Source organism: uncultured Lacinutrix sp. (assembly GCF_947500605.1).
In the GTDB taxonomy this organism is placed as follows: domain Bacteria; phylum Bacteroidota; class Bacteroidia; order Flavobacteriales; family Flavobacteriaceae; genus Lacinutrix.
Genome location: NZ_CANMSJ010000001.1, coordinates 498,291 through 522,807 on the forward strand (window position 1 = coordinate 498,291; position 24,517 = coordinate 522,807).

Annotated in this window: 29 protein-coding genes; 18 read left to right on the forward strand and 11 right to left on the reverse strand. The window is 31.0% G+C overall.

Annotated elements, in window-relative coordinates; translation table 11 throughout:
* Positions 1-93 precede the first annotated feature (93 nt).
* A complete protein-coding gene (locus tag Q0935_RS02270) occupies positions 94-687 on the forward strand; it encodes a hypothetical protein (RefSeq protein ID WP_299382004.1) in 594 nt (197 codons plus the stop codon).
* 56 nt (positions 688-743) lie between these two features.
* Here the strand turns inward: Q0935_RS02270 and Q0935_RS02275 are convergent, their stop codons facing one another.
* Positions 744-1,130, reverse strand: a complete 387-nt coding sequence (locus tag Q0935_RS02275) for a MotA/TolQ/ExbB proton channel family protein (protein WP_299382006.1) — start codon at positions 1,128-1,130, stop codon at positions 744-746.
* A 191-nt stretch (positions 1,131-1,321) separates the two neighbouring features.
* On the opposite strand from Q0935_RS02275, the gene Q0935_RS02280 reads away from it, so the two are divergent.
* Both Q0935_RS02280 and Q0935_RS02285 read left to right on the forward strand, forming a co-directional pair.
* On the forward strand, positions 1,322-2,383 hold the full coding sequence (locus Q0935_RS02280; protein WP_299382009.1) for a sensor histidine kinase: 1,062 nt from the start codon (positions 1,322-1,324) through the stop codon (positions 2,381-2,383).
* A complete protein-coding gene (locus Q0935_RS02285) occupies positions 2,376-3,086 on the forward strand; it encodes a LytTR family DNA-binding domain-containing protein (RefSeq protein ID WP_299382011.1) in 711 nt (236 codons plus the stop codon). The genes Q0935_RS02280 and Q0935_RS02285 overlap by 8 nt, the downstream gene beginning before the upstream one ends.
* A 95-nt stretch (positions 3,087-3,181) precedes the next feature.
* Here the strand turns inward: Q0935_RS02285 and Q0935_RS02290 are convergent, their stop codons facing one another.
* From Q0935_RS02290 to Q0935_RS02320, 7 genes are all read right to left on the reverse strand, one after another.
* Positions 3,182-3,673, reverse strand: coding sequence for a nuclear transport factor 2 family protein (locus Q0935_RS02290; RefSeq protein ID WP_299247309.1), 492 nt, complete (start codon positions 3,671-3,673; stop codon positions 3,182-3,184).
* Positions 3,674-3,798: 125 nt separating this feature from the next.
* On the reverse strand, positions 3,799-4,380 hold the full coding sequence (locus Q0935_RS02295) for a hypothetical protein (protein WP_299382014.1): 582 nt from the start codon (positions 4,378-4,380) through the stop codon (positions 3,799-3,801).
* A gap of 229 nt (positions 4,381-4,609) precedes the next feature.
* On the reverse strand, positions 4,610-5,800 hold the full coding sequence (fabV, locus tag Q0935_RS02300) for an enoyl-ACP reductase FabV (RefSeq protein WP_299382017.1): 1,191 nt from the start codon (positions 5,798-5,800) through the stop codon (positions 4,610-4,612).
* Between the two features lie 3 nt (positions 5,801-5,803).
* Complete coding sequence (lpdA, locus tag Q0935_RS02305) at positions 5,804-7,204, reverse strand: dihydrolipoyl dehydrogenase (protein ID WP_299382019.1); 1,401 nt, start codon at positions 7,202-7,204, stop codon at positions 5,804-5,806.
* A gap of 257 nt (positions 7,205-7,461) precedes the next feature.
* Positions 7,462-8,235, reverse strand: a complete 774-nt coding sequence (locus tag Q0935_RS02310; RefSeq protein ID WP_299247298.1) for a LuxR C-terminal-related transcriptional regulator — start codon at positions 8,233-8,235, stop codon at positions 7,462-7,464.
* A 75-nt stretch (positions 8,236-8,310) separates the two neighbouring features.
* Positions 8,311-8,940 (reverse strand): CPBP family intramembrane glutamic endopeptidase, encoded by a 630-nt coding sequence (locus tag Q0935_RS02315; protein WP_299382022.1) that lies wholly within the window; start codon positions 8,938-8,940, stop codon positions 8,311-8,313.
* A 12-nt stretch (positions 8,941-8,952) separates the two neighbouring features.
* A complete protein-coding gene (locus Q0935_RS02320; RefSeq protein WP_299247293.1) occupies positions 8,953-9,411 on the reverse strand; it encodes an Lrp/AsnC family transcriptional regulator in 459 nt (152 codons plus the stop codon).
* A gap of 178 nt (positions 9,412-9,589) precedes the next feature.
* On the opposite strand from Q0935_RS02320, the gene Q0935_RS02325 reads away from it, so the two are divergent.
* The 13 genes from Q0935_RS02325 to Q0935_RS02385 all read left to right on the forward strand — a co-directional run bounded on the left by Q0935_RS02325 (position 9,590) and on the right by Q0935_RS02385 (position 19,839).
* Positions 9,590-10,804: an aminotransferase class I/II-fold pyridoxal phosphate-dependent enzyme gene (locus Q0935_RS02325; protein ID WP_299382024.1), complete on the forward strand. Its 1,215-nt coding sequence runs from the start codon at positions 9,590-9,592 to the stop codon at positions 10,802-10,804.
* Between the two features lie 25 nt (positions 10,805-10,829).
* A complete protein-coding gene (locus Q0935_RS02330) occupies positions 10,830-11,486 on the forward strand; it encodes a MarC family protein (protein ID WP_299247288.1) in 657 nt (218 codons plus the stop codon).
* 236 nt (positions 11,487-11,722) lie between these two features.
* Entirely contained in the window at positions 11,723-13,189 is a 1,467-nt protein-coding gene (locus Q0935_RS02335) for a Na+/H+ antiporter NhaC family protein (protein ID WP_299382027.1), read from the forward strand.
* Positions 13,190-13,335: 146 nt separating this feature from the next.
* Positions 13,336-13,980: a peroxiredoxin gene (locus Q0935_RS02340; protein ID WP_299247282.1), complete on the forward strand. Its 645-nt coding sequence runs from the start codon at positions 13,336-13,338 to the stop codon at positions 13,978-13,980.
* A gap of 6 nt (positions 13,981-13,986) precedes the next feature.
* Positions 13,987-14,295, forward strand: coding sequence for a co-chaperone YbbN (locus Q0935_RS02345; protein WP_299382029.1), 309 nt, complete (start codon positions 13,987-13,989; stop codon positions 14,293-14,295).
* Between the two features lie 112 nt (positions 14,296-14,407).
* Entirely contained in the window at positions 14,408-14,665 is a 258-nt protein-coding gene (locus Q0935_RS02350) for a hypothetical protein (RefSeq protein ID WP_076733369.1), read from the forward strand.
* A gap of 217 nt (positions 14,666-14,882) precedes the next feature.
* A complete protein-coding gene (locus tag Q0935_RS02355) occupies positions 14,883-15,446 on the forward strand; it encodes a Crp/Fnr family transcriptional regulator (protein WP_299382032.1) in 564 nt (187 codons plus the stop codon).
* A gap of 65 nt (positions 15,447-15,511) precedes the next feature.
* On the forward strand, positions 15,512-15,883 hold the full coding sequence (locus Q0935_RS02360) for a hypothetical protein (protein ID WP_299382035.1): 372 nt from the start codon (positions 15,512-15,514) through the stop codon (positions 15,881-15,883).
* A gap of 120 nt (positions 15,884-16,003) precedes the next feature.
* A complete protein-coding gene (locus tag Q0935_RS02365; RefSeq protein WP_299382038.1) occupies positions 16,004-16,573 on the forward strand; it encodes a Crp/Fnr family transcriptional regulator in 570 nt (189 codons plus the stop codon).
* A 63-nt stretch (positions 16,574-16,636) separates the two neighbouring features.
* A complete protein-coding gene (locus Q0935_RS02370; RefSeq protein WP_299247268.1) occupies positions 16,637-17,641 on the forward strand; it encodes an NAD-dependent epimerase/dehydratase family protein in 1,005 nt (334 codons plus the stop codon).
* Positions 17,642-17,825: 184 nt separating this feature from the next.
* Positions 17,826-18,650, forward strand: a complete 825-nt coding sequence (locus Q0935_RS02375) for a hypothetical protein (protein ID WP_299382040.1) — start codon at positions 17,826-17,828, stop codon at positions 18,648-18,650.
* Positions 18,651-18,757: 107 nt separating this feature from the next.
* Entirely contained in the window at positions 18,758-19,345 is a 588-nt protein-coding gene (locus tag Q0935_RS02380; protein ID WP_299382043.1) for a hypothetical protein, read from the forward strand.
* 137 nt (positions 19,346-19,482) lie between these two features.
* Positions 19,483-19,839 carry a VF530 family DNA-binding protein gene (locus tag Q0935_RS02385; RefSeq protein WP_367275001.1) on the forward strand — a complete coding sequence of 119 codons (357 nt, stop codon included), beginning with the start codon at positions 19,483-19,485 and terminating at the stop codon, positions 19,837-19,839.
* 33 nt (positions 19,840-19,872) lie between these two features.
* Here the strand turns inward: Q0935_RS02385 and Q0935_RS02390 are convergent, their stop codons facing one another.
* The 3 genes from Q0935_RS02390 to Q0935_RS02400 form a co-directional block, all read right to left on the reverse strand.
* Positions 19,873-20,343, reverse strand: coding sequence for an ankyrin repeat domain-containing protein (locus Q0935_RS02390; RefSeq protein WP_299382045.1), 471 nt, complete (start codon positions 20,341-20,343; stop codon positions 19,873-19,875).
* A 73-nt stretch (positions 20,344-20,416) separates the two neighbouring features.
* A complete protein-coding gene (katG, locus tag Q0935_RS02395) occupies positions 20,417-22,609 on the reverse strand; it encodes a catalase/peroxidase HPI (RefSeq protein ID WP_299382047.1) in 2,193 nt (730 codons plus the stop codon).
* A 221-nt stretch (positions 22,610-22,830) separates the two neighbouring features.
* Positions 22,831-23,343: a fasciclin domain-containing protein gene (locus Q0935_RS02400; protein ID WP_299382335.1), complete on the reverse strand. Its 513-nt coding sequence runs from the start codon at positions 23,341-23,343 to the stop codon at positions 22,831-22,833.
* A gap of 302 nt (positions 23,344-23,645) precedes the next feature.
* Between Q0935_RS02400 and tpx the strand changes: the two genes are divergently transcribed.
* Positions 23,646-24,152, forward strand: a complete 507-nt coding sequence (gene tpx, locus Q0935_RS02405; RefSeq protein ID WP_299247263.1) for a thiol peroxidase — start codon at positions 23,646-23,648, stop codon at positions 24,150-24,152.
* On the forward strand, positions 24,145-24,513 hold the full coding sequence (locus Q0935_RS02410) for a diacylglycerol kinase (RefSeq protein ID WP_299247262.1): 369 nt from the start codon (positions 24,145-24,147) through the stop codon (positions 24,511-24,513). Before tpx ends, Q0935_RS02410 begins: the two co-directional genes overlap by 8 nt.
* Positions 24,514-24,517: the final 4 nt, after the last annotated feature.

The following is a 24,517-nucleotide window of genomic DNA, read 5'->3' on the forward strand; positions in this document are numbered from 1 at the left end:
TTTTTTGTGTCTTCTTTTTAAAATTCAATTTCTTTAAGCATAAAATATTATCTTTAGTTTTTCGTTTGTAATAAAACGCTCTAAAACTAACTAATGTCTCCTGCTATATTTAATTTACTGCCAAACCTACAACCGTTTCATCACGAAACGCATTATGAGGACTTGTTTTTAAATCAGCATTGGGTTTTAGTAAATGGTATTTCTAAAAAGAAGGCTATTTATATTTTTAAAGATGAAAACACCCTACACATTTCTGAAAGTAAAACTACTACAGAAACCTCTTGGTGTATTGAGAAAAAGAACCTATTCTCTATTGTAACAGAAGATGGAGAGACTACAGTTAAAGCCTATTTTAAGGATGATGACATCTTAATACTTAATAGATTACAAACCGATGATTGTGCCATTTTTATAAACGAAAGCAGTTATTCTGAATCATTAAATTCGTTAGAAGATGTACAGCAATTTCTTCACGAAAAATACAAGAATAAAGCTACCGACATAATTCACGATCACGAGTTTTACTACATAGAAAAATCTAAAGAATTTGGACCTTTTACTGTTGAAGAATTAACAAAAAAGGTTAAAAATGATGCTATTAGTCCTTACTGCTTTGTAAGAGATGTAAACGAACACGACTATAGTAACCGTTTACGCATTAGAGATTTAACAAGAGAATTACAATAAAAAAAGAGTAACCTAATATTTTAGATTACCCTTTACTTCTTATAATTTTAAAACTCTTACTTTTTAATAGCACTTCTTAATACTAGTATTCCTACTCTAGCAACAACAAAAGAAAATAAACCAAAAGTCGCTGTTAATAAAGAGACTTTTAATCCTCCTGCAAATATATTAGGATCTACATTGCCCATTGATTGAATAGAATCGAAAGCTGTAATTAAGCCAATAACAGAACCTAAAAATCCTAAAACTAAGCCCAAAAGACTAGAATCGACAGTAAGTTTTATCATTTTACTAGAAAGTGCTTCGTTAGTTTTAAGACTTAAAAAGCCTTTAATAATAAAGAAAAGGGACAGCAATAAGCAAATTAAAATAAGAGACATAAATAATGGTCCACCTTCCATAAAAGGATTAATTAAAAGAAATTTTGATGATACTACATTCATAATTGTTAGTGTTTTGATTAATGTTTTTCAAACTTACTTTAGATTTCAGCTTTAAAAAATTAAAAGCGATAGATTACCAAATTAGCAACCGATTCTACAAAATGTTAAAACAATTGCTAAATCCGTCATTCGTCTACAAATTATTAATCACGAATAAAAATATACTATTATTGTAAAACAATTTACAAATAATGCTAAAAAAGGAATTCATCTTCAAGATAATAAAACAAGTGCTTCTACATGTTCTTTTCTGGTTTTGTGTGCTACTATTTTACATTTACTTCTTTGGTGTTGGCAGTACAGATTTTAATAGAACAGTATCATTTTCATTGTTTTTAATGCCTATAACAATAGCGACAACTTATGTTTCTATTTACAAATTAATACCTAATTATTTAATAACAAAACAATACTTCCGTTTTAGCTTATACAGCCTATACACCTTAATTGTATCGGCTTATTTAATTTTTGTTTCTATATTTTTCAGCTTAATTTTTTTATCGAATTTCGAATACGATAAAATGAACCCAATAAGCAAAAACTTATTGTTTGTAATGACAGGTGTTTACCTAGTTGTTATTATAGTTAGTGCTTTTAAGTTATTAAAACTGAATTTAAAAAACAGTGAAAAAGCAAATGCTCTCGAAAAGAAAATATTAGAGACACAACTAAAACTAAAAGAACAAGAATTAAACTATTTAAAAATACAAATTCATCCGCATTTCTTGTTTAACACATTAAATACAATGTATGGTTTTGCCTTAAAAAAAGCTGACGAAACTCCGGAAATGATACTAAAACTATCCAATTTACTGGACTACCTACTCTACCAAATAGATAAGCCTTTTGTAAGTTTAACCGAAGAAATAAACCATATAAAAGATTATATCGCTTTAGAACAATTGCGATTTAATGATACATTGTCTGTTTCATTTGTTACTGATAATATTAAGGAAACTACCAAAATATCACCAATGCTATTAATGCCTTTTGTAGAAAATAGTTTTAAACATGGCTTTATACAAAACGGAACATTAAAAGTTGATATTACTATTTCTTGTGAAGCTGAAAATTTAAGATTTAGTATAAAAAACACATCACAAACGAAGACTAATAGCAAACATGGTATTGGCTTAGAAAATATAAAAAAACGATTAGAATTGTTATATAAAGACCTGTACACACTAGATATTAGTAATAATGAAACCACTTTTGAAGCACTATTAAATATAAATACAACTAAAAATGCATAAACTAATCTCCTGCCTTATTGTAGATGACGAAACTATTGCGAGAGAAATAATTGCAACACACTTATTTAAAATAGATAATATCGAAATTGTGAAAAGCTGCAGTAATGCCGTTGATGCTTTTAATTGCATTAATGCTAATAAAATTGACCTGGTGTTTTTAGATATTAATATGCCAGAAATATCAGGAATTGCTTTTGCTAAATCTATAAACAAAGACATTAAAGTTATATTCACCACTGCGTATAGAGATTATGCTGTGGAAGGTTTCGAATTGCAGGCTGTAGATTATTTATTAAAACCAATAGCTTTTGAGCGTTTATTAAAAGCAGTAAACACTTATTTTGAGGTTTACAATACTAAAGAAATAGAGACGAGTAAAACTGAAGAAGCAAACGATTTTATGTTTGTACGCTCAGATAGGCGTATGCTTAAAATAGATTTTAAAGCTATTGTTTATATTGAAAGCTATAGCGATTATATTAAAATTCATCTAAGCAACGAAACTATTGTTACTCGGGAAACCATAACTGCAATTGAAGCTAAACTGCCTAAACAGCAATTTATGCGTATTCATAGATCGTATATTATATCTATAAAACATATTGAATCTTTTACAAACGAGCATATTACCATAAGTGAAAAAGCCTTGCCAATTAGCAGGAGTTATAAAAAGGAGGTTTTAAATATTTTGGAACAGTATTAAAAGTTAACTCCTTTGTTATTCCTGCAAAAGAAAGAATGACAAAGGAGTTTTGAAACTATTAATAATAGTGTTCATTATAAAAAATTAGATCGTTTCTAGTGTAAACTAACCACTCTTGACATTTTCCAAGAGTCATTTTCCTTTTTCCAAATAACTATAAATTTACTTGGTTTAGATACTGCATCAGGTTCTTGATTATTAAAAAAGGTATGGTAGCCTATTTGTACTGCTCCATAATTATTTATTGGATAAACTTCTACACTTCCTTCAACTAAAGTTCGTTTTACTTTTCCACAAATATTATTCTTTAAAGCTTCTAGAAAATCTATTTTAGAAGTCATTAAGCCTCCTTTATCATGATAAAATTCAAAATTATCAGGAACCATTTCACTTTGTGTTTCTATATCACAGGTATTATAAGCATTAAAATATTTAGCATCTAAAGCTTTTATTGTATTATATAATTCCTGGTCTTCAAGGACATATTCATTTATAGAAACTGACTTGTCTTCTTCTGCTCTTTTACAAGAAAAAGCAACAGTTACAATTATTAAATAAGTACAGATTTTAGTGATTGTAGTTTTCATTTTTTGATTTGTTTGGTTATTGATTGATTAACTATACAGACACAATAAGTTTATAGTTGTTACAGTGTAAAGCAAAAAAAAGGTGAATCGATTAGATTCACCTTTTTGTTATACCGCTATTAATACTAATCTCTCTCAACAATTACTTCTTCTGTTTCCGAAAGATACTCCATAACAATGTTTTTCATTTTTAAAGCATCTTCTTGATTCATTTTAAAATCTCTACGCTTTAATTTATGAGTATTAGACAACCAGTTTTTAAATTTAATATATGCGCTTTTTCTTTTGTTTTGATAAAGGTCGTAACCTTTATTTTTCGAGCTTATTATCTTTAGAATTTTCCCATTAGAAACTATAAATGTTTTTTTACATTTATAAGGCATTTTCCCTAATAGCTTATCTAAATCTGAATAATAAGTAGAGTTAACAACTACTTTTTTACCTGTAGCGCTAACCACTTCTACTTCCTCGTAATCTTGCATAATATTACTCCAAGCATAATAATTAGAATGTTCACGTTTATTTTTGGTTACCGTTAAGGTATTCCAATATTCACCAAAATTTTTATGTATAAGGTTTAGAGTTGCAATAGAATCTTTATTATTAAAGCTTTTTACATAATCTTCGACAATTGCAACGTTTTTGTTTTGCGAATTACTAAAAGATAGGAAGAAGCAAAAAACAAGTGCTAGGTAGGCAGTTTTCATAATGTTAGTATATTAGATTTGGGATTATAAATATACTTAAATATCCGATTAAAAACTAATATAATCGACAAAACACATTTTATTTTAACATTCTCTTATTAAATCTGTTTAACTGAAAACACAAAAAAAACACTCAATTATTATTCTTATAAAATGAAAATTACTCTTTAAAACAAAAAAAAAGCGAACTTATATAAGTTCGCTTTTAATATATTATTATGCTATAAAACTATGCAGTTATACTTGGTATGTTAACCATTTCGTCAACATCTTTATCGTAATCAATACCATCTACTTTAAATCCAAAAAGATTAAAGAAATCTGTTTCATAACCTTTTAAATCTCCAATTTCTGGTAAAGTTTCAGTTGTAGCTTGTTTCCAAAGCTCTAAAATTTTTGCTTGAATATCATCACGCATTTCCCAATCGTCAATTCTAATTCTTCCTGCGTAGTCTAAAGGCATATTTTCAGCATATAAACGTGCATTAAACAAACGTTCTATTTGCTCGATACAACCTTCGTGAATACCTTCCTCTTTCATTACTTTATATAATAATGAAATATACAATGGTATTACTGGAATTGCAGAACTAGCTTGTGTTACTAATGCTTTATTTACCGATACATAGGCTTGACCATTAATATCTTTTAAACCATCTGTAATTTTAAAAGCTGTTGCTTCTAAATGGTCTTTTGCACGACCAATTGTTCCTTTTCTATAAACTGCTTCAGTTAATGAAGGGCCAATATAAGAGTAAGCAACTGTTTTAAAATCTTTAGATAAAACACCTGCAGCTTTAAGTTGATCTATCCACATTTGCCAATCTTCACCTCCCATTACAGTTACAGTGTTTTCAATTTCCTGTTCTGTACAAGGCTCTATAGACACCTCTTTAACTTCACCTGTATGAAAATCTACAGTATTATCTGTAAATTTAGTACCAATTGGTTTTAAAACCGATTTAAAACGCACTCCTGAATCAGGATGCGTACGTACTGGCGAAGCTAAACTATAAACCAATAAATCTATTTCTCCTAAATCCTTTTTGATTAGGTCAATAGTCTCTGTTTTTATAGCATTAGAAAATGCATCTCCATTTATACTTTTAGCATATAATCCATCTTTATGAGCCTGAGCCTCGAAAGCTGCACTATTATACCATCCTGGTGATGCTGGACGACCTGCTGTTGGTGGCTTCTCGAAAAAAGCGCCAATAGTTGCAGCGTTAGATCCGTAAGCACTTGTTATTCTAGATGCTAACCCAAATCCTGTAGATGCACCTATTACTAATACTTTTTTAGGGCCTTCTGTAACTGGTCTTTCCTTTATATATTCTATTTGGTTTATTACGTTTTGCTCACAACCTTTTGGGTGCGATGTTAAACATATAAAACCTCTTGTTTTTGGTTCTATTATCATAATCTATACGTGTAAAGCTCTATCTTCTGTTGCTGCTAAAGCGGCTTCTTTTACTGCTTCTGCAAATGTTGGATGTGCGTGAGACATACGAGAAATATCTTCTGCGCTTGCTCTAAATTCCATAGCAACTACTGCTTCTGCAATTAAATCTGCACAACGTGCACCAATCATGTGTACACCTAAAACTTCGTCAGTTTTTTCATCGGCCAAGATTTTTACAAATCCGTCGATATCTCCACTAGCTCTTGCTCTACCTAAAGCTCTAAAAGGAAACTGTCCTGCTTTGTAAGCAACACCTTCTGCTTTTAACTCTTCTTCAGTTTTACCAACTGCAGCAACTTCTGGCCAAGTATAAACAACGCCTGGAATTAAGTTATAATCGATGTGTGGTTTTTGTCCTGCTAAAGTTTCAGCAACAAAAGTTCCTTCTTCTTCAGCTTTGTGAGCCAACATTGCTCCTTTAACAACATCACCAATAGCATAAATATTAGAAACATTTGTTTGTAAATGCTCGTTTGTTTCTACTTGTCCACGATCTGTTAATTTTACACCAGCAGCTTCAAGGTTTAAACCATCTGTATATGGCTTACGTCCTACAGATACTAAACAATAGTCTCCTTTAAACTCTACTACTTCTCCTTTTTTGTTTTCTGCTTTAACGATAACCTCGTCTCCATTACGCTCTACAGATTGTACTTTGTGAGACAGCATCATTTTACATTTTGCTTTCTTAAAGACCTTATTAAGTTCTTTAGATAAGCCTGCATCCATTGTTGGAAGAATGCGATCCATATATTCTATAACAGTAACTTCTGCTCCTAAACGACGGTATACTTGACCTAATTCTAAGCCAATAACACCACCACCAATTATAATTAAATGCTTAGGGATTTCTTTAAGTTTTAAAGCTTCGGTAGATGTTATTACACGTTCTTTATCTAAAGTAATAAATGGTAAAGTAGATGGTTTAGATCCTGTAGCGATAATACTATGTGTAGCTTCAATCTTTGTAGTCTCTTCTCCTGTAATTGTTATGTGTGTAGCGTCTTTAAAACTACCAACACCTGTAAAAACATCGATTTTGTTTTTCTTCATTAAAAAGTCAATACCTCCTGTTGTTTGGTCTACAACTGCTTGCTTACGACCAATCATTTTTTCAAGGTTTACTTTTATTTCTCCAGGTATTTCAATACCGTGATCTTCAAAATGTTTTGTAGCTTCCTCGTAGTGGTGAGAAGAACTTAACAATGCTTTACTAGGAATACAACCAACGTTTAAGCAGGTTCCTCCTAATGTTGAATATTTTTCAATTATTGCTGTTTTCATTCCTAGTTGTGCGCAACGTATTGCTGCTACATATCCTCCAGGTCCTGAACCAATTATGGCTACATCGTATTTACTCATAAAAAATGTTTTTGTATAGTTTTTCGTTTTGCGAAAATGACAAATTTAATATTATAACAAAAGTACAATTTTGAATGACTAATTACGAATGGTTTCCCGGAATTTTAACGTTTAGTTTTTTAGATAACTAAAACAAAAAAAAGCCTAATTAGAAAAGTGCTTTCTAAAATAGGCTTTTAAATAATAGAATTGATTAATAGCAATGCGAAGTTCTAAATAATTATAAAACTCTACAATACTCAATTTGAGTAATTTTATTAAAAAACCATAGTTTTATTAATTTTTAGCATACCTATTAACTCTCCTGTAGAGGATATTTTAAGTTTCTTTAAAATATTTCTTCTGTGCGTATCTACAGTATGCGGACTAATATTTAATCGCACAGAAATCTCTTTACTAGAATAATTTAAGACCAATAACCTTATAACATCGCGTTCTCTATTACTTATTCCTGAGTGTAAGAGTTTTTGCGAAAAGTTGTTATAATAGATGGTTTCATATTCGTTTTTATTATTTAAAAGCTTTGCTGTAGCAGTAATTGGCATTTTAATGTTTCCGTTTAAAACGGTATAATGTGCCAAACCAATAATTGGTTTTTTATTTTCATCGAAAGCCAATGGCGTTGTATTTTGTACAACATTTACATAGTCTCCTTTTCCATTTTTAAATCTATAATTCCAGGTATAATTGCTAATAGATCTATCTTCTTCTGGAATTTCGGCAATTGTAAATTCCATTAATTCATTTAAAGCAGATAGCCATACCTCGATATCGTCTGGGTGTATTTTACTCCAAAAGTATTTCATGCCTTTGGCTTCTAGATCCATTGGCTCTATACCTAAACAGGCTTTAAAATTCTTACTTATGTATTCGAACTTTAAATCTTGAGTATTTGTAATACAAAAGAACGTCGAACTATAAGGTAGAAATTTATCCAGTTCAATTATTTTTTGAATGTGGGTTTCTAAAGAAGGTTTACAATAAGATTCGAAAATAGTTTTATAGACTTCTTGTATTTCTTGGTATTCCATATTTAGTTAATTAATAGCGCTTACAAAGTAATAATTTTACTACAATAAAAAAAGGCTAATAATTATTTCAATATATTAACTAGGAAAACCAAGCATTTCTCCCATACCAACGGTAAACAACCAGCAACCATAAATAGCGTGTTCTATAGATACTAATAGTGTTGATTTTGTTTTTTTATAAGTGAATGCAAAAAGTAATCCGCCTAAAAAGGTTAAAAAAATTACTAACGTATTTTTAAAAAATAAATGTGCTAATGAAAACACAATGGCATTAACAAAAATGAACAATTTTTTATTCTGAAATAAATTCTCGTAACGCTGAAAGTAAAAGGTTCTGTAGATTAATTCTTGAGGATAAACTGAAAAAGCAGAGTACACAAATAAAAATAGCAACCACATTAAAGGTTTGTTTAAAACGACTTTAAACAGATTTTCTCTATCTGAAAAATAAACAAAAGCAATTGTTATAACAGCGATAGCGACTAATTTTACTAAAGTGTCACGAAAAAACCGAGACCAATTAAGCCCTTTAGCTACTTTCAATTTGTTTTTCTGAATTTTCAACAATACATATATAATATATGTAAAGCCTGTTAAAGCTATAATTCCTTTAACCCAAAAGGGAAAATCTATTGTAAAACTTACCGGAGTGACGATAAATATTAGAAAAAATTCTATAAGCTTATATCTTGCAGATTGAAACATAGTTTTTAAAAATTAAACAGAAATTGCTGTTGTATGTTTCACTTCGTTAATCATGAACATACTATGCGTACTTCCAATATGGTTAATATTAGTTAACTTATTTACCATAAATTCTCTAAAAGCCTCCATATCTTTTACCAAGACTTTTAGTAAGTAGTCGTAATCACCACTAATATGAAAACATTCCAGAACTTCATTTAACTCGGTGACTTCCTTTTCAAACTTCATTACATATGCTTGAGAATGCTTTTCTAATTTAATATGACAAAAGGCAACAAACGATTTCTCTATAGCCTCTTTTTTAATTAAAGCCACATATTTATCTATTACACCATTATTTTCAAGCTTTTTAATACGCTCGTAAACAGCTGTAATTGATAAGTTCAACTTATTAGAAAGCTCCTTATTGGTTTGCTTACAATCTTCTTGTAGCAATTGAATTAACTTGGTATCTATAGCATCAAAAGTCATAATCGAAAAATTTTCAGTTGAATTGGGAAATTCTAAATAAATAATTAAAATTAAACCACAAAAATATAATTATTCAGTTTTAAAAACTGAATTTAAACAAATCTATTGATTATTAATCTAAAATAGATCAGTTTTACACCATAATAATCATACACTCTAATTATTTATACACAAAACTATGAAATTTAAACCAGCAAATAATATTCAGGACCTACAATATTTTGGAGAATTTGGAGGTGTAAATCCTTCAATTTCAGACTCCTCTACTTACACCTTTATATCTGCAAAAACAATGCAAGATACTTTTGAAGGTAATACAGATGGTTGTTACTTATATTCAAGACATACTACTCCTTCTAACCTATATTTAAGTCAAGCTTTAGCTGCAATGGAAGGTACAGAATCGGCTAATGTTACAGCTTCTGGAATGGGAGCAATTACACCTGTGATTTTACAACTTTGTGGTGCTGGAGATCACGTAGTTTCTAGTAGAACTATTTATGGTGGAACTTATGCTTTCTTAAAAAACTTTACACCACGTTTAAACATTACAACATCTTTTGTAGACATTACAAAATTAGATATTGTTGAAGCTGCTATTACTCCAAATACTAAGGTTTTATATTGTGAATCTGTTAGTAACCCATTATTAGAAGTTGCAGATATAGAAGGTTTAGCAAAACTTGCTAAAAAGCATAATTTAAAATTAGTTGTAGATAATACATTCTCTCCTTTATCTGTTTCTCCTGCAGTTTTAGGTGCAGATATAGTAATACATAGTTTAACAAAATTCATTAATGGATCTAGTGATACTGTTGGTGGTGTAGTTTGTGGAACTCAAGAATTTATAGACAGTTTAAAAAGTGTAAACGATGGTGCTTGTATGCTTTTAGGGTCTACAATGGATAGTTTACGTGCAGCTTCAGTTCTTAAAAACTTAAGAACATTACATATTAGAATGCAGCAACACAGTTATAATGCTACTTTTCTAGCTGAGAAATTTCAAGGTTTAGGTATAAAAACAGTATATCCTGGATTAGCATCTCATCCTTCTCATGAGTTATTTAAAACAATGATGAATGAAAAATACGGATTTGGTGGTATGCTTACTATAGACGCTGGTTCTCTTGAAAAAGCAAATGCTTTAATGGAGTTAATGCAAGAAAAAAACTTAGGTTATTTAGCAGTAAGTTTAGGGTTTTATAAAACATTATTTAGCGCACCAGGAAGTTCTACTTCTTCAGAAATTCCTGAAGACGAACAAAAAGAAATGGGATTAAGTAATGGTTTAATTCGTTTTTCTATTGGATTAGACGCAGATATAGAACGCACTTTTGATATAATGAAAGCATGTATGCTAGAAGTTGGTGTTTTACAAACTGAAATGGCATAATTAAACTAACAATTTAAGAAGCACAATGAACGAAGTAATTGCATTCGGGATTTTATCATTCACCTCTTTTTTTACACTGATAAATCCTTTTGGCACAATGCCAATATTCATGACGATGACTGCAGACTTAGATAAAAGTCACAGAACTAAAACTGCACAAAGAGCATCGCTAGTATCTTTTATTACCATAATAATATTTGCCTTTTCTGGTCAAGTATTATTTAATTTCTTTGGCATCTCTGTAAACAGTTTTAGAGTTGTTGGTGGTGTAATCTTTTTTCTAATGGGAATGGACATGCTACAAGCACGTTTAGGAAAAGTAAAATTAAAAGACTCTGAGATTAAAACCTATATAGATGATATTTCTGTAACGCCTTTAGCAATCCCTATGATTTGTGGACCAGGCGCACTAACCAATGCCATAGTAATGATGGAAGATGCACATTCTATAGAGAAAAAAGTCATCCTTATTCTTGCAGTAGTTGCAGTTATATCTTTAACCTATATTATTTTATATAGCTCGACTAAAATTATTAAAATTCTTGGTCAAACAGGTATAAATGTAATGATGCGTTTAATGGGTTTAATAGTTATGGTAATAGCTGTAGAATTCTTTTTTAGCGGTCTTAAACCAATTATTTTAGATATTCTAAATAGTCAGGCAACTAGTATTATTTCTTAAAGCATTGACACTCGCTTAATTTTAAACGCTAAAAAGCCTGAACATTATAAATGTTCAGGCTTTTTTTACACCTATAAAACTAAGTAATATTTATTAAAATAACTTCTCAAAAAGCATCTACTAAAATAATTATGCCAAGTAAATCTATATAAACCGCTAATTTACAGCATATACATGAATTTGCATAACTTCTTGTAAAATCGTAACATTACATATCCAAAAATAAACTGACTAACATGCAAGACGATAATCTTTCTAATATAGATATTAATGACCAAAAAATAGTTGACAATAAAGAACTCAATATTTTCGAAGCATTAATACCTGTAGTAATTTTAATGGGCTTATTGGCTTACAATATTTTCTTTGTAGAAGACCAAGAATGGTTTGGAGGTTATACAAATCAAATTATTTTATTAATAGGTGGTTTTGTTGCCATGATGGGTGGCTTTTTAAACAAAGTCTCATTCAAAGTAATGGTTAAAGAAGTTTGGGAAAACCTAAGAAGCGTCTTCACTCCTATCATGATTCTTTTTTTAGTTGGTGCATTAGCTGGTACGTGGCTAGTTAGTGGTATTATTCCGGCTATGGTTTATTATGGTTTACAAGTATTAAATCCTTCTATATTTTTACCTGCTTCTGTAGTAATTGCAGCTATTATTTCTATTGCAACAGGAAGTTCATGGACAACCTCTGCAACCGTTGGTATTGCATTAATTGGTATTGGTAGTGCTTTAGGTATACCATCTGGAATGATTGCCGGTGCAGTTATTTCCGGTGCTTATTTTGGAGATAAAATGTCACCTTTAAGCGACACCACCAACCTTGCTCCTGCAATGGCTGGAACAGATCTATTTACACACATTCGTTACATGACAATTACAACGGTTCCTACAATAGTAATAACACTTATTGTTTTTGCCATATTAAGTACTACAGTAGATACAACAGGAAGCGCAGATATTAGTGGCTTGCTAGCAACTATGGATGCTACCTTTAATATTACGCCTTGGTTATTTACTGTTCCTTTAGTAGTTGTTGGGCTAATATTATTAAAAACAAAACCACTTATTGCTTTAGGTATAGGTGTTACTCTTGCAGCTGTTTTTGCATTTATATTTCAACCAGAAATTTTAAACGGAATAGCAGAAACTAAAATTGGTGCGATTACTAATGCTATTTTAACAGATACTAGTATAATTACAGACAACCCTAAACTTAACGATTTATTTAGCTCTGGCGGAATGAATGGTATGATATGGACCATATTACTTATTTGTTGTGCAATGGTGTTTGGTGGTATTATGGATGCCATTGGTGCTTTAGCCAGAATTACAAAAGCATTACTATCTATTGCAACAACTGTTTTTGGTTTATTTGCAAGTACAGTAATAAGCTGTTTAGGTTTAAATGCTATTGCTAGCGACCAGTATTTAGCACTAGTAATACCTGGTAAAATGTTTAAAAAAGCATACCAAGATAAAGGTCTTGCACCAGAAAACTTAAGTAGAACACTTGAAGATTCTGGAACAGTAACCTCTGTATTAATCCCTTGGAATACCTGTGGAGCATACCAATCTGGTGTGTTAGGTGTTGGTGTTGGCGAATACTTTGTTTATGCTATTTTTAACTGGCTAAGCCCATTTACTACACTTTTCTTTGCAGCCCTTAATATTAAAATCAAACTATTAAAAGATAAATAACTAAAAATTATAATTACAACCTTTTACTATAACCAAAACTTATAGCCTAATAAGATTTTAAGATTTTATTAGGCTATTTTTTTTGCCTTCTAATGTATCTTTGTCAACTGAAAAAACAATCTAATTAATTACAAAATTTTATACAAATGGCAATAGTAGGAAAACAGTTCCCAGATTTAAATGTAGACGCAATGAACGAAATGGGTGACACCTTTAAATTAAACGTTCTTGAAGAAGCAAAAAACAACAAGAAAAAAGTATTATTATTCTGGTACCCAAAAGATTTTACTTTTGTTTGCCCAACAGAATTACACGCTTTCGAAGCTGCTAAAGCAGAATTTGAAAAAAGAAATACTATCGTAATTGGTGCTTCTTGCGATACTCCAGAAGTTCATTTTGCATGGTTAAACACACCAAAAGATAATGGTGGAATTGAAGGTGTAACTTACCCAATTTTAGCAGATTCTAACCGTAACCTAGCAAACACTTTAGGTATTTTAGATATTACTAACGAAAAGTATAACGAAGAAACTGGTGTTGTAACTGTAGACGGAGACAACGTAACATACAGAGCAACTTACGTAATAGACGAAGATGGTATTGTACAACACGAAGGTGTAAACAACATGCCAATTGGTAGAAACGTAAACGAATTTTTACGTATTATCGATGCATTAACGCACGTACAAGAAAAAGGAGAAGTTTGTCCTGCAAACTGGGAAGAAGGAAAAGATGCAATGTCTGCTAACAGAACTGGTACTGCAGAGTATTTAGCAAACCACGTAAACTAATTAAACATGGTTCAAGAATTAAGTCAAGATAATTTAGCCGAAATTATTGCTAATAACGACACAGTTGTTGTGCAATATTCTGCAACATGGTGTGGTAACTGTCGTATTATGAAACCAAAAGTTAAGAAATTAGCTAGCGAGTTAGAAAATATAACATTTGTTATCGCTGACGCGGAAAAATTCCCGGAATCTAGAAAATTAGCTACTGTAGATAATTTACCAACATTTGCTGCCTTTAAAGACGGGAAATTTGTAAACCAAACGCAGACTAACAAATTCGATGTTTTAAAAGAATTAGTTAACGAAGTAGCATAAATAATATCATTTTCGCTTACGCGGAAGTAAAAAACGTCAGTTCTAGTCCATTCGAATTTATTATCGGATTTATATCGAGAACTAAAGTTTATTAAATAAAATAAATTTATCAATGAAATTACCAGTAATAAAACACTTAGCGCAATTTATAGAAGACAATGACGAAGACTATATCGTTGAAACCATTGAAACTCTAGAAGCCTTAACCGAAGTTCCGTCTTTAAAAGACGAAGAACTAGACGTTATTGGAGAACTTATCTCTAATATGTATGGTGCCATTGAAGTAAATAAAATGATTAAAGAAGGAACGCCTAAAAAAGAGGCCGTTAACAACTTTATGAAACGTGTTTTAGGATCTATTGATAAATAGAAACGAAAAAGAAAAATTACTATTATCTAAAACCACTTTGCGAAAGCAAGGTGGTTTTTTTATGCAATCTATAGTTTGACATCTCTCAACTTTCTGCTATCTTCGTTTAGCTTAGAAAGCGCTAAAACCTAACTATAAATCAATCACTTACTGCTTAGACATTAAAAGCGCGACCATAAATCCAGGTTTTTCATACTTTAAAGCGTAATAATACAAAATGGAAAAATTAAAAAATTGTATCCTAAGTCAAGTCGATGTTAAAGAACACGTGATGACTACTATACTTTCAGCCTTTAAACCATTAGAAGTAAACAAAGGTGAGTTCTTTCTTAAATCAGGAAAAATATGTCGTCAAATGGCATTTATCGACTCTGGTTACCTAAGAATGTACGACATTGTAGACGGCAAAGAAATAACATTATGGATTGGTAGCCAAGGCCGATTTATTACCTCATTATCAAGCTTTGTTTTCGAGACCAGTAACCATTGGAACATACAAGCCATTACCAACTGTAAACTCTACACCATCAATAGAGATGCTCATTTTAAACTTAACAAAACTGAACCTAAATGGCTAGAGTTTGATAATCTTTTGTTAGCCAATTCTTTTGCGTTACTAGAAAAAAACATGTTCTCGCAACTGCATACAACAGCAAAACAAAGATTTCTTAGTTTGCTTAATGAAGAACCAGATCTTTTTAAAAATGTGCCATTACAATACATCGCCTCTATGCTAGGTATTACACCAGAATCTTTAAGCAGATTAAGAAAAACACATTAACTATCATTTGTCAAGAGAGAATACCATTTGTTTATAGAAATTTGCACAAACAAAAAATAAACACAATGAACTCTTTACAAAAAGCTTTAAAAAACAATGCACTATTCTCAATCCTATCCGGTTTAATACTAGTTGTATTAAACCAACAAATATCAGCATTATTTGGCACTAGTAATACTACAGTATTTTGGAGCGTTGGATTAGTTTTAATCTACTTTGCATTTACTATTTGGTACGAAATTAAAGCACAAAGAAAACTAGCTGTAATTTGGATTATTATTCAAGACTACACTTGGGTTTTAGGAAGTGCTATTCTAATATTACTTAACCCATTTAAAATTACTTTAATAGGTAATTTAATTATTGGAATTATAGCATTAATAGTTTTATACATGGCAATAAATCAAACAATTGCATTAAAAAACACTAACAACTAGTACAGACAACTAGTAAAATTGTTTTTCGTGTAAACAGAAATTTGACGTTGTAAGTATTTCAATTATCTTCGTTTAACGAATGGATTCTATTATCTATTCTACACAATTCTAATAACAATAATGAAAAACTTACTAAACTATATTCAATCTCGATTTACTTTAACTGAAGACGATATACGTTTAGTTGAAAACTATTTTATTGCCGAACAAGTTTCTGCAAATACTATGCTTTTAGAAGCTGGTAAAACAGAACACTACGTTTATTTTTTAAGTGAAGGTATTGTAAAAGGTTATCTAAATATTGATGGAAAAATTGTAGTACAACATTTAGTACCAGAACACGATTTTTTCACATCTTTAGAGAGTTTTATGTCCGAAACTCCTGCTCCCGATTACTACGAAACCGTTACCGATTGTAAACTTTTAAAAATATCTAAACCAGATTACAACCTACTGCAAGCCAACTCCTCATTTTGGAGCAATTTTATAAAAACTGTTACTAACGAGCATTTAAACTGCAAACTAGAACGCGTAAAGGATTTCCAAGTATTAACGGCCAAACAACGCTATTTAAAATTTATAGAACAACAACCAAACCTTGCTTTAAACGTATCAATAGATAATATTGCTTCCTTTTTAGGTATAGAACCACAATCTCTAAGCAGAATTAGAAAACAAATCACTTTCTAACAAATGTTATTTTTAGACTCTTAATTACCTCAGACCTTTGCTCAAACAAAAAAAACAAAAAACATGAGTAAAGACATTGCATTGGTTACAGGCGGAAACGGACATTTAGGAAACAATTTAATACGCTTACTACTTTCTAAAAACCAAAAAGTAAGAACCACCGTTAGAGATATTAATAATACTAAACCTTTTAAAGGTTTAGATTGCGAAGTTGTACAAGCAGACCTTTTAGATAAATCATCACTAAAAAAAGCCTTTAAAGATGTAACACATCTATATGCTGTAGCAGCAAACTTTAGTATGTGGGCTAAAAATCCAAAGGTCGAAATTTACGACAACAACCTAAAAGGCACACAAAATGTATTCGATGTAGCTAAAGCCTGTGGTATTAAAAACATTGTTTACGTAAGTTCTGTGGCTTCTTTAGATTTTACAACCTTGCCAGCAAATGTAGATAATGGCTATAATAAAGATCGTAGAAACTGGTATTACAATTCTAAAAATGATTCCGATAAACTCGCTTTAAAATTAGGTAAGGCATATAATATTAGAACCGTATTAATTTTACCTTCTGCCATGATTGGAAGCCAAGCACACAAATTAAGCTATTCTAATAATTTAGTGCATCAAATATTAAAAGGCGAAATTCCTGTAGATACTAACGTTACCTTAAATTGGGTAGATGTAAAAGATGTTGCTTTTGGTGCTTATCAAGCCATGCAAAAAGGTGAAAATCAAGAACGCTATATTCTTTCTAACCCAACACACACCACATTACAGGATAGTGTAAAAATAGCAGCAGATCTATATCCAGAATTAAAACTAAAAACACCTAAAAAAGCACCAAAATGTCTATTATATTCCGTTGCAGGATTAATGGAGTTTAGCAGTAAAATAACAGGAAAAGAACCCTTATTACAACGTCACTATTTAGATATGTTTTATGGTTTAAAACAAGATTACGACATTAGTAAATCTAAAACAGTTTTAGACTATAATCCAAAGCCTTCAAAACAAGCTTTAGAAGAAGCGCTTAACTACTTAAAACATGATTGGAATAGGAAATAAAAAGTTATAAGAATTAAAAACACTTTGCGAAAGCAAGGTGTTTTTTTGTGCTTTTATTTTACAATTACGGTTTACCGTAAGACACATCAACTAAACATTATTACATTGTCATGACATAATATATTGACAAGTTATTAGCAAAAAATATTACGCAATAATTTGGATGTAATAAAAAAACAAAACTATGGGAAAATGTACATACTGCTTAAAAAGTGCAGGGATTTTTAAGAAAGTCCATAAAGAATGTGAACAGAAAAATAAATTTACAATTCAAAAAATCTCTGAATTATCATCTACATTCTTCTCAAACTCAAACTCTACTTCTCTTTCAGAATTGAAAACTATTTCAGAAGAATCTTTTGTATCTGAAATAAAACTTATAGAATTACTTATTGGAACATATTCCGAATTTTTAGATAAGTTTCTTGATGATGGAACTTTAACTGATGATGAAGAAAAAATACTTAGCGAATATCAAGATAAATTTAAACTAACTCAAAATGAACTTGAAAAAAAAGATCTTCTAAGTAAAACGTACAGAGCTTCAATATTAAGACAGCTTATTAATGGAGAAGAATTAACTAATAGAATTACTATTCAAGGAAATTTACCTTTTAAGTTTCAAAAATCTGAAAATTTAATTTGGCTTTTTCAAAATGTTGAACTTTTTGAACAAAGAATAAAAACAACATATAAAGGAGGCTCACAAGGTATAAGTTTAAAAATAGCTAAAGGTGTATATTATCGTACTAGCAGCTTTAAAGGGCATCCTGTAAAAACCATGAATACTGTACCTATCGCTAGCGGAATGGTAGCTCTTACCAATAAACATATTTATTTTTCTAGCGGCATAAAAAACTTCCGAATTAATTTTAATAAAATTATTACAATAGAACCATATTCAGATGGAATTGGGATTACAAAAGATGGAGTTACTTCTAAACCACAGGTTTTCAAAAATCTTGATGGATGGTTTTGTTACAATTTCATCAAAAATATATCAGAATAAAAACTACACAAACAAAGTGAAAATAATTTCACGTTTACTAAATTTGATTTTATTCTAAAAACACTGTTTAATATAAATAAATGCCATCGTTAGTATTTAAATCAAATATGAAAAAAATATTCCTATCATTTATATTAATTACAGCTTGTTTAAATTCAAGTTTCTCACAAGAATTACAAGATGGTCAGAAAAGATGGAGTTCAAGTTCTAAATTATCAATTGACGATTTTAAAATTAAAATAGGTGCCGAAGATAATGATGCTATTTATAGCCAATTTATGGTTACTCATTCTATTGGTGGTTTCGATTTTATGAAACGTAATCTGAATCAGAAAATTGAAAATCTATTTTTAGGTAATGCTTCTTGGATAGATACTACCAAGGTTAAGAGTATTGAAAAGCAAATTCAATTTCAGCAAATGCAATTTGATCTTGCCGAAATTAGTGCTCGAAAATTCAGAAAAAGAATATTAAAAGACAAACGCAAGATTTCTAAAGGTGTTGATATTGTAAATAAAATTAACAACGAAATAATTTCAGAACTCTCTGAAACCAGACTAGAATTAATGAGAGCAACCGAAAGTGGCCGAAATGAAAAAATGGTTACTGAATGGAAAGAAAAAATTAAATCTGAATTGCTGGAATTAGAAGAATTTAGGTTCGAAAACAAAAAGAAAATTAAACTAAATAAGTAGCAGTAAACCTACTTATAAAACAATAAAACCTAGTTTGAATTTACCATGTAATAAAACAACGGTTAAATTGAAACTAGGTAAACATACCTTCCTGGCAACACCTAAAAACAAAAGCAAAAACAAACCATAGACCAATAATGGACATAGAAAAAAAGAACGAATTGGCTAAGAAACAAATACAACCTGATAAACTTCCAGAAAAAGAATTGCAACCAAAAACTAATGAAAGCAAGAAGAGTAAACGCGTAAGAAGACAACCTACAGAAGCGCAATTAAACAATCCGTTTCATGGCGTAAAACTTGTTCAAGTTTTAGAGCGTTTGGTAGCACATTATGGTTGGGAGTATTTAGGAGAGCGCACTAATATTCGTTGTTTTATCTTCAATCCTACCATGAAATCTAGTCTTGGTTTTTTAAGAAGAACAACTTGGGCAAGAGAGTTTGTTGAAGATCTTTATTTAGAAATGTTAGACGAAAAAGAAGATGCCAAATAGATTTAAATAGTATTCTAAAAACCTACCACAGCTCTACTCCAAAAGCTTAACAATTTCTGTAAACTTTTTATCTACAGCATAATCTAAAGCCATTTTACCGTCGTTATCTTTAATGCTAGCATCTGCTTTATGTTCTAAAAGCAATTTTACAATCTCTATTTTATTATACTGCGTAGCAAAGGTTAAAGCAGTTGTGCCGTTGTTGTTTACTTCATTTACATTAGCACCATTCTCTATTAAATACTTTGCAAAAGCAACATTTCCTTTAAAACTAACACCTATTAATGCGGTATTTCCAGAGGCATCTTTGTCGTTAATTGGAGTATTATGTTCTATTAAAATTTTGGTTGCAGCTTCGTTATCAAAATAAGTTGCTAAAATTAATGGTGTAAAACCACGTTGATCTTTAGCTTCTGCTAACCTAGGGTTAGTTACTAACAAAGCTTTTAAAGTAGTATTGTCGTTATTTTTTATACTTTCAAAAAGTGTATTCGTGTCTTTCATTTTGGTTTTATTTTATAAAAAAAAGGAATGCGCTGTTACACCCATTCCTTATTTTAGTTACTGTAATTTATTCTTATTTTAAATCGAAACGATCTAAGTTCATCACTTTAGTCCAAGCTGCAACAAAGTCTTTTACAAAACGATCTTGTCCATCGTTTGCACCATATACTTCTGCAATAGCTCTAAGCTCTGTATTCGATCCAAAAATTAAATCGGCACGAGTACCATGAAATTTTACTTCTCCAGTGTTACGGTTACTACCTTCAAAATATCTATCGTCTTGAGATGTTGCTTTCCAAGTGTATGTAAAGTCTAATATGTTTTTAAAGAAATCGTTAGTTAAACTACCAACATTATCTGTAAACACACCATTATTAGAGCCATCGTAATTTGCACCTAATACACGTAACCCACCTACTAAAACAGTTAATTCTGGTACAGATAAAGTTAATAAGTTAGCTCTGTCTACTAATAAATCTTCGGCAGCTATTTTTAAGTTGCTTTTAATATAATTTCTAAACCCATCGGCTAATGGCTCTAAATAACCAAACTGCTCAGCATCTGTTTGTTCTTGTATTGCATCTCCTCTACCTTGAGTAAAATCTACTGTTTGGTTGTATCCTGCATTTTTCAATCCTTTTTCTACACCAACGTTTCCTGCCAATACAATTAAATCTGCCATAGAAACGGTACCGTTAAATTTAGTCTGCACATCTTCTAAAGCTGTTAGTACTTTATTTAATTCGGTTGGATTATTAACTTCCCAACTGCGCTGTGGTTCTAATCTAATACGAGAACCATTAGCTCCACCTCTATTATCTGAACCTCTAAATGTAGATGCAGAAGCCCAAGCGGTAGTTACTAATTGTGATACTGTTAATCCTGTATCAATAATCATAACTTTTAAGTTTGCAATATCTGCTTCGCTTAATGTATAGTTTACTGCTGGAATTGGATCTTGCCATAATAATGTTTCTTTAGGCACTTCTGGTCCTAAATAACGAGATGTTGGCCCTAAATCTCTATGTGTTAATTTGTACCAAGCACGAGCAAAAGCATCTTCAAACGCTTTATGATCTGCATGAAAACGCTTAGAAATCTCTAAATACTTAGGATCTACTTTTAAAGCAATATCCGCAGTCGTCATCATTAAATCTTGTCTTTTACTTGCATCACCTGCCATTGGAGCCATTTTAGCATTAGATGCGGCTGTTGGTTTCCATTGGTGTGCGCCTGCTGGACTTTTTGTTAATTCCCAATCGTAGTTTAATAATACATCAAAATAGTCTGCATCCCAACGTGTAGGATTTGGTGTCCATGCTCCTTCAATACCACTAGTAATAGTGTCGTCTAAAACACCTGTACCATAAGAGTTTTTCCAACCTGTACTCATTTCTTCAATAGAAGCACCATGTGGTTCTTTACCAACATAATCGTCTGGACTTGCAGCACCATGTGCTTTACCAAAAGTATGTCCTCCAGCTACTAATGCAACTGTTTCTTCATCGTCCATTGCCATTCTACCAAATGTTTCTCTAACATCATGTGCAGAACCCATTGGGTCTGGTACACCATTTGGCCCTTCTGGATTTACGTAAATCCATCCCATCATTACCGCCGCTAAAGGATCTTCTAAATCGCCATTTTCGTAACGGTCCTTGTTTTCTCCCCATTCAGTCTCACTTCCCCAATAAATATCTTGTTCTGGTTCCCAAACATCTGCACGACCACCTGCAAAACCAAACGTTGGAAAGCCCATAGATTCTAGTGCGCAGTTTCCCGCAAGAATCATTAAATCTGCCCAAGAAATTTTGTTACCATATTTTTGCTTAATAGGCCATAATAATAAACGTGCTTTATCTAAGTTACCATTATCTGGCCAACTATTAATAGGTGCAAAACGTTGGTTTCCTGCTCCTGCTCCACCACGACCATCTCCAACTCTGTACGTTCCTGCACTGTGCCAAGCCATACGTATCATTAATCCACCATAGTGTCCGTAATCTGCTGGCCACCAATCTTGCGAATCTGTCATAAACGCAGTCAATTCTTTTTTTAAGGCATCGTAATCTAAACTTTTAAAAGCCTCGGCATAATCAAAATCGTCTCCCATTGGATTCGATTTTGAAGCATTTTGTCTTAAAATGTTTAGTTTTAATTCGTTTGGCCACCAATCACGATTTTTAACGCCTCCTCCAGAAGTCTGTTTAACTGTTCCACTTAAAAAAGGGCATTTGCTTGCGTCTCCACTATTACTATGATCCATATTATATGTTTTTTTTCGTTTTAATTTTTGATAAAATTACTCTATTAACAAATTGAATTACTATAAATAAAATTGATTGTTTTTATTTTAACATCAATAATACTTATTGAATTTATAAATATTGTGTCATTAAATTTAAGCAAACCTTACTTATGAAACAAAAAAAGAGTCACTTCTATTTGAAGTGACTCCTTAACTAAACTTAATAAATCCCTAGTGAATTAAGACTTAGGTAATAATACAGTATCAATTACATGAATAACACCGTTAGATTGGTTAACATCTGCGATCGTTACTTTTGCAGAGTTTCCATTTTCATCTGTGATGTAAACATTTTTATCTTTTAACCAAGCTGTAATAGTTCCGCCGCTTACTGTTTTAATTTCAGCTTTACCTTTTCCTTTTTTAATCATTTTTAAAATAGCTTTAGCATTCCATTTTCCAGCAACTACGTGGTATGTTAATACTGCTTGTAATGTTTTCTTGTTTTCTGCCATTAATAAGGTATTAACTGTACCTTCTGGTAATTTTGCAAAAGCAGCGTTAGTTGGTGCAAATACAGTAAAAGGACCTTCGCTAGATAATGTCTCTACTAAATCTGCTGCTTTAACTGCTGCTACTAAATTGGTATGATCTTCAGAATTAACGGCATTTTCTATAATGTTTTTACTTGGGTACATTTCTGCTCCACCAACCATTACAGTTTTTTCATTCATCATTTTACCTTTCTTCATTTTGTCTTGAGAAAATCCACTTATAGATGTTATTACTGCAAGTGTAAATAAAGTCGCTTTTAATAATTTTAATGTTTTCATAATTTTGATTTTTAGTAATTATTATATTGTTTACAGCTCTATAAACGAGATTAAGCTAATGTCGGTTTTAGCAACACTATGCCTTTAACAAATAATTAACGGAAGGCTCTTATTTAATAGAATAGCATTCAGATCTTTGTAATTCTTAAAAAAAATTAAAACAAGTATAGTATTAGCACATATTATTCTTAATTTTATATTTTAATTAAAACTTTATAAAAATGGCTAAAATAACTTTAGGAGGAGCACCAGTTGAAACTGTTGGAAACCTTCCAAAAATAGGAGAAAAAGCTCCAGACTTTACATTAACATTAAGTGATTTATCAACTCAAAAGCTTTCAGATTTTGAAGGAGAAAAGGTTGTATTAAATATTTTTCCAAGTGTAGATACTGGAACTTGTGCTACATCTGTAAGAACTTTTAATAAAGAAGCAGCAGAAATGGAAAATACAAGGGTATTATGTATTTCTAGAGATTTACCATTTGCTCAAGCACGTTTTTGTGGTGCTGAAGGGATTGATAATGTAATGATGTTATCAGACTTTAAAACAGGACAATTTGGTAAAGACTATGGTTTAGAATTTGCTGGTGGTGCTTTTGAAGGTTTACATTCTCGTGCAGTTATTGTTTTAGACGAAAACGGGATTGTAAAATACACAGAACAAGTACAAGAAGTTGGAGACGAACCAAATTACAAAGCCTCTTTGTATGCCCTTTTAGATGAATAAGAAAAAGGACTCTTTTATAGTAAATAGAATTAAAAGTGTAGGCTTCGCATTTAAAGGAGCCTACCTTTTAATTACTACAGAAGCTAGTTTAAAAGTACAATCTGTTATTGGCGTATTAATGACTGTTTTAGGCTTTTGTGTTGGCCTTACAGCAACAGAATGGTGTATTCAAGTTTTAATTATTGCAATGGTAATGGCTCTTGAAGGCGTAAATACAGTAGTTGAGGAAATTGCAGATTTTATACATCCAGAACACCATACAAAAATTGGTTTAATTAAAGACTTAGCTGCTGGAGCTGTTTTTATTATGGCTATTGCAGCAGTTGTAATAGGTTGTATTATTTATATTCCTAAGTTTTAAACAC

Bases quoted from the DNA above. Each gene is read 5' to 3' on its own strand.
- Q0935_RS02270 (WP_299382004.1), top strand. From the start codon at position 94: ATGTCTCCTGCTATATTTAATTTACTGCCAAACCTACAACCGTTTCAT.
- Q0935_RS02275 (WP_299382006.1), bottom strand. From the start codon at position 1,130: ATGAATGTAGTATCATCAAAATTTCTTTTAATTAATCCTTTTATGGAA.
- Q0935_RS02280 (WP_299382009.1), top strand. From the start codon at position 1,322: ATGCTAAAAAAGGAATTCATCTTCAAGATAATAAAACAAGTGCTTCTA.
- Q0935_RS02285 (WP_299382011.1), top strand. From the start codon at position 2,376: ATGCATAAACTAATCTCCTGCCTTATTGTAGATGACGAAACTATTGCG.
- Q0935_RS02290 (WP_299247309.1), bottom strand. From the start codon at position 3,673: ATGAAAACTACAATCACTAAAATCTGTACTTATTTAATAATTGTAACT.
- Q0935_RS02295 (WP_299382014.1), bottom strand. From the start codon at position 4,380: ATGAAAACTGCCTACCTAGCACTTGTTTTTTGCTTCTTCCTATCTTTT.
- fabV (WP_299382017.1), bottom strand. From the start codon at position 5,800: ATGATAATAGAACCAAAAACAAGAGGTTTTATATGTTTAACATCGCAC.
- lpdA (WP_299382019.1), bottom strand. From the start codon at position 7,204: ATGAGTAAATACGATGTAGCCATAATTGGTTCAGGACCTGGAGGATAT.
- Q0935_RS02310 (WP_299247298.1), bottom strand. From the start codon at position 8,235: ATGGAATACCAAGAAATACAAGAAGTCTATAAAACTATTTTCGAATCT.
- Q0935_RS02315 (WP_299382022.1), bottom strand. From the start codon at position 8,940: ATGTTTCAATCTGCAAGATATAAGCTTATAGAATTTTTTCTAATATTT.
- Q0935_RS02320 (WP_299247293.1), bottom strand. From the start codon at position 9,411: ATGACTTTTGATGCTATAGATACCAAGTTAATTCAATTGCTACAAGAA.
- Q0935_RS02325 (WP_299382024.1), top strand. From the start codon at position 9,590: ATGAAATTTAAACCAGCAAATAATATTCAGGACCTACAATATTTTGGA.
- Q0935_RS02330 (WP_299247288.1), top strand. From the start codon at position 10,830: ATGAACGAAGTAATTGCATTCGGGATTTTATCATTCACCTCTTTTTTT.
- Q0935_RS02335 (WP_299382027.1), top strand. From the start codon at position 11,723: ATGCAAGACGATAATCTTTCTAATATAGATATTAATGACCAAAAAATA.
- Q0935_RS02340 (WP_299247282.1), top strand. From the start codon at position 13,336: ATGGCAATAGTAGGAAAACAGTTCCCAGATTTAAATGTAGACGCAATG.
- Q0935_RS02345 (WP_299382029.1), top strand. From the start codon at position 13,987: ATGGTTCAAGAATTAAGTCAAGATAATTTAGCCGAAATTATTGCTAAT.
- Q0935_RS02350 (WP_076733369.1), top strand. From the start codon at position 14,408: ATGAAATTACCAGTAATAAAACACTTAGCGCAATTTATAGAAGACAAT.
- Q0935_RS02355 (WP_299382032.1), top strand. From the start codon at position 14,883: ATGGAAAAATTAAAAAATTGTATCCTAAGTCAAGTCGATGTTAAAGAA.
- Q0935_RS02360 (WP_299382035.1), top strand. From the start codon at position 15,512: ATGAACTCTTTACAAAAAGCTTTAAAAAACAATGCACTATTCTCAATC.
- Q0935_RS02365 (WP_299382038.1), top strand. From the start codon at position 16,004: ATGAAAAACTTACTAAACTATATTCAATCTCGATTTACTTTAACTGAA.
- Q0935_RS02370 (WP_299247268.1), top strand. From the start codon at position 16,637: ATGAGTAAAGACATTGCATTGGTTACAGGCGGAAACGGACATTTAGGA.
- Q0935_RS02375 (WP_299382040.1), top strand. From the start codon at position 17,826: ATGGGAAAATGTACATACTGCTTAAAAAGTGCAGGGATTTTTAAGAAA.
- Q0935_RS02380 (WP_299382043.1), top strand. From the start codon at position 18,758: ATGAAAAAAATATTCCTATCATTTATATTAATTACAGCTTGTTTAAAT.
- Q0935_RS02385 (WP_367275001.1), top strand. From the start codon at position 19,483: ATGGACATAGAAAAAAAGAACGAATTGGCTAAGAAACAAATACAACCT.
- Q0935_RS02390 (WP_299382045.1), bottom strand. From the start codon at position 20,343: ATGAAAGACACGAATACACTTTTTGAAAGTATAAAAAATAACGACAAT.
- katG (WP_299382047.1), bottom strand. From the start codon at position 22,609: ATGGATCATAGTAATAGTGGAGACGCAAGCAAATGCCCTTTTTTAAGT.
- Q0935_RS02400 (WP_299382335.1), bottom strand. From the start codon at position 23,343: ATGAAGAAAGGTAAAATGATGAATGAAAAAACTGTAATGGTTGGTGGA.
- tpx (WP_299247263.1), top strand. From the start codon at position 23,646: ATGGCTAAAATAACTTTAGGAGGAGCACCAGTTGAAACTGTTGGAAAC.
- Q0935_RS02410 (WP_299247262.1), top strand. From the start codon at position 24,145: ATGAATAAGAAAAAGGACTCTTTTATAGTAAATAGAATTAAAAGTGTA.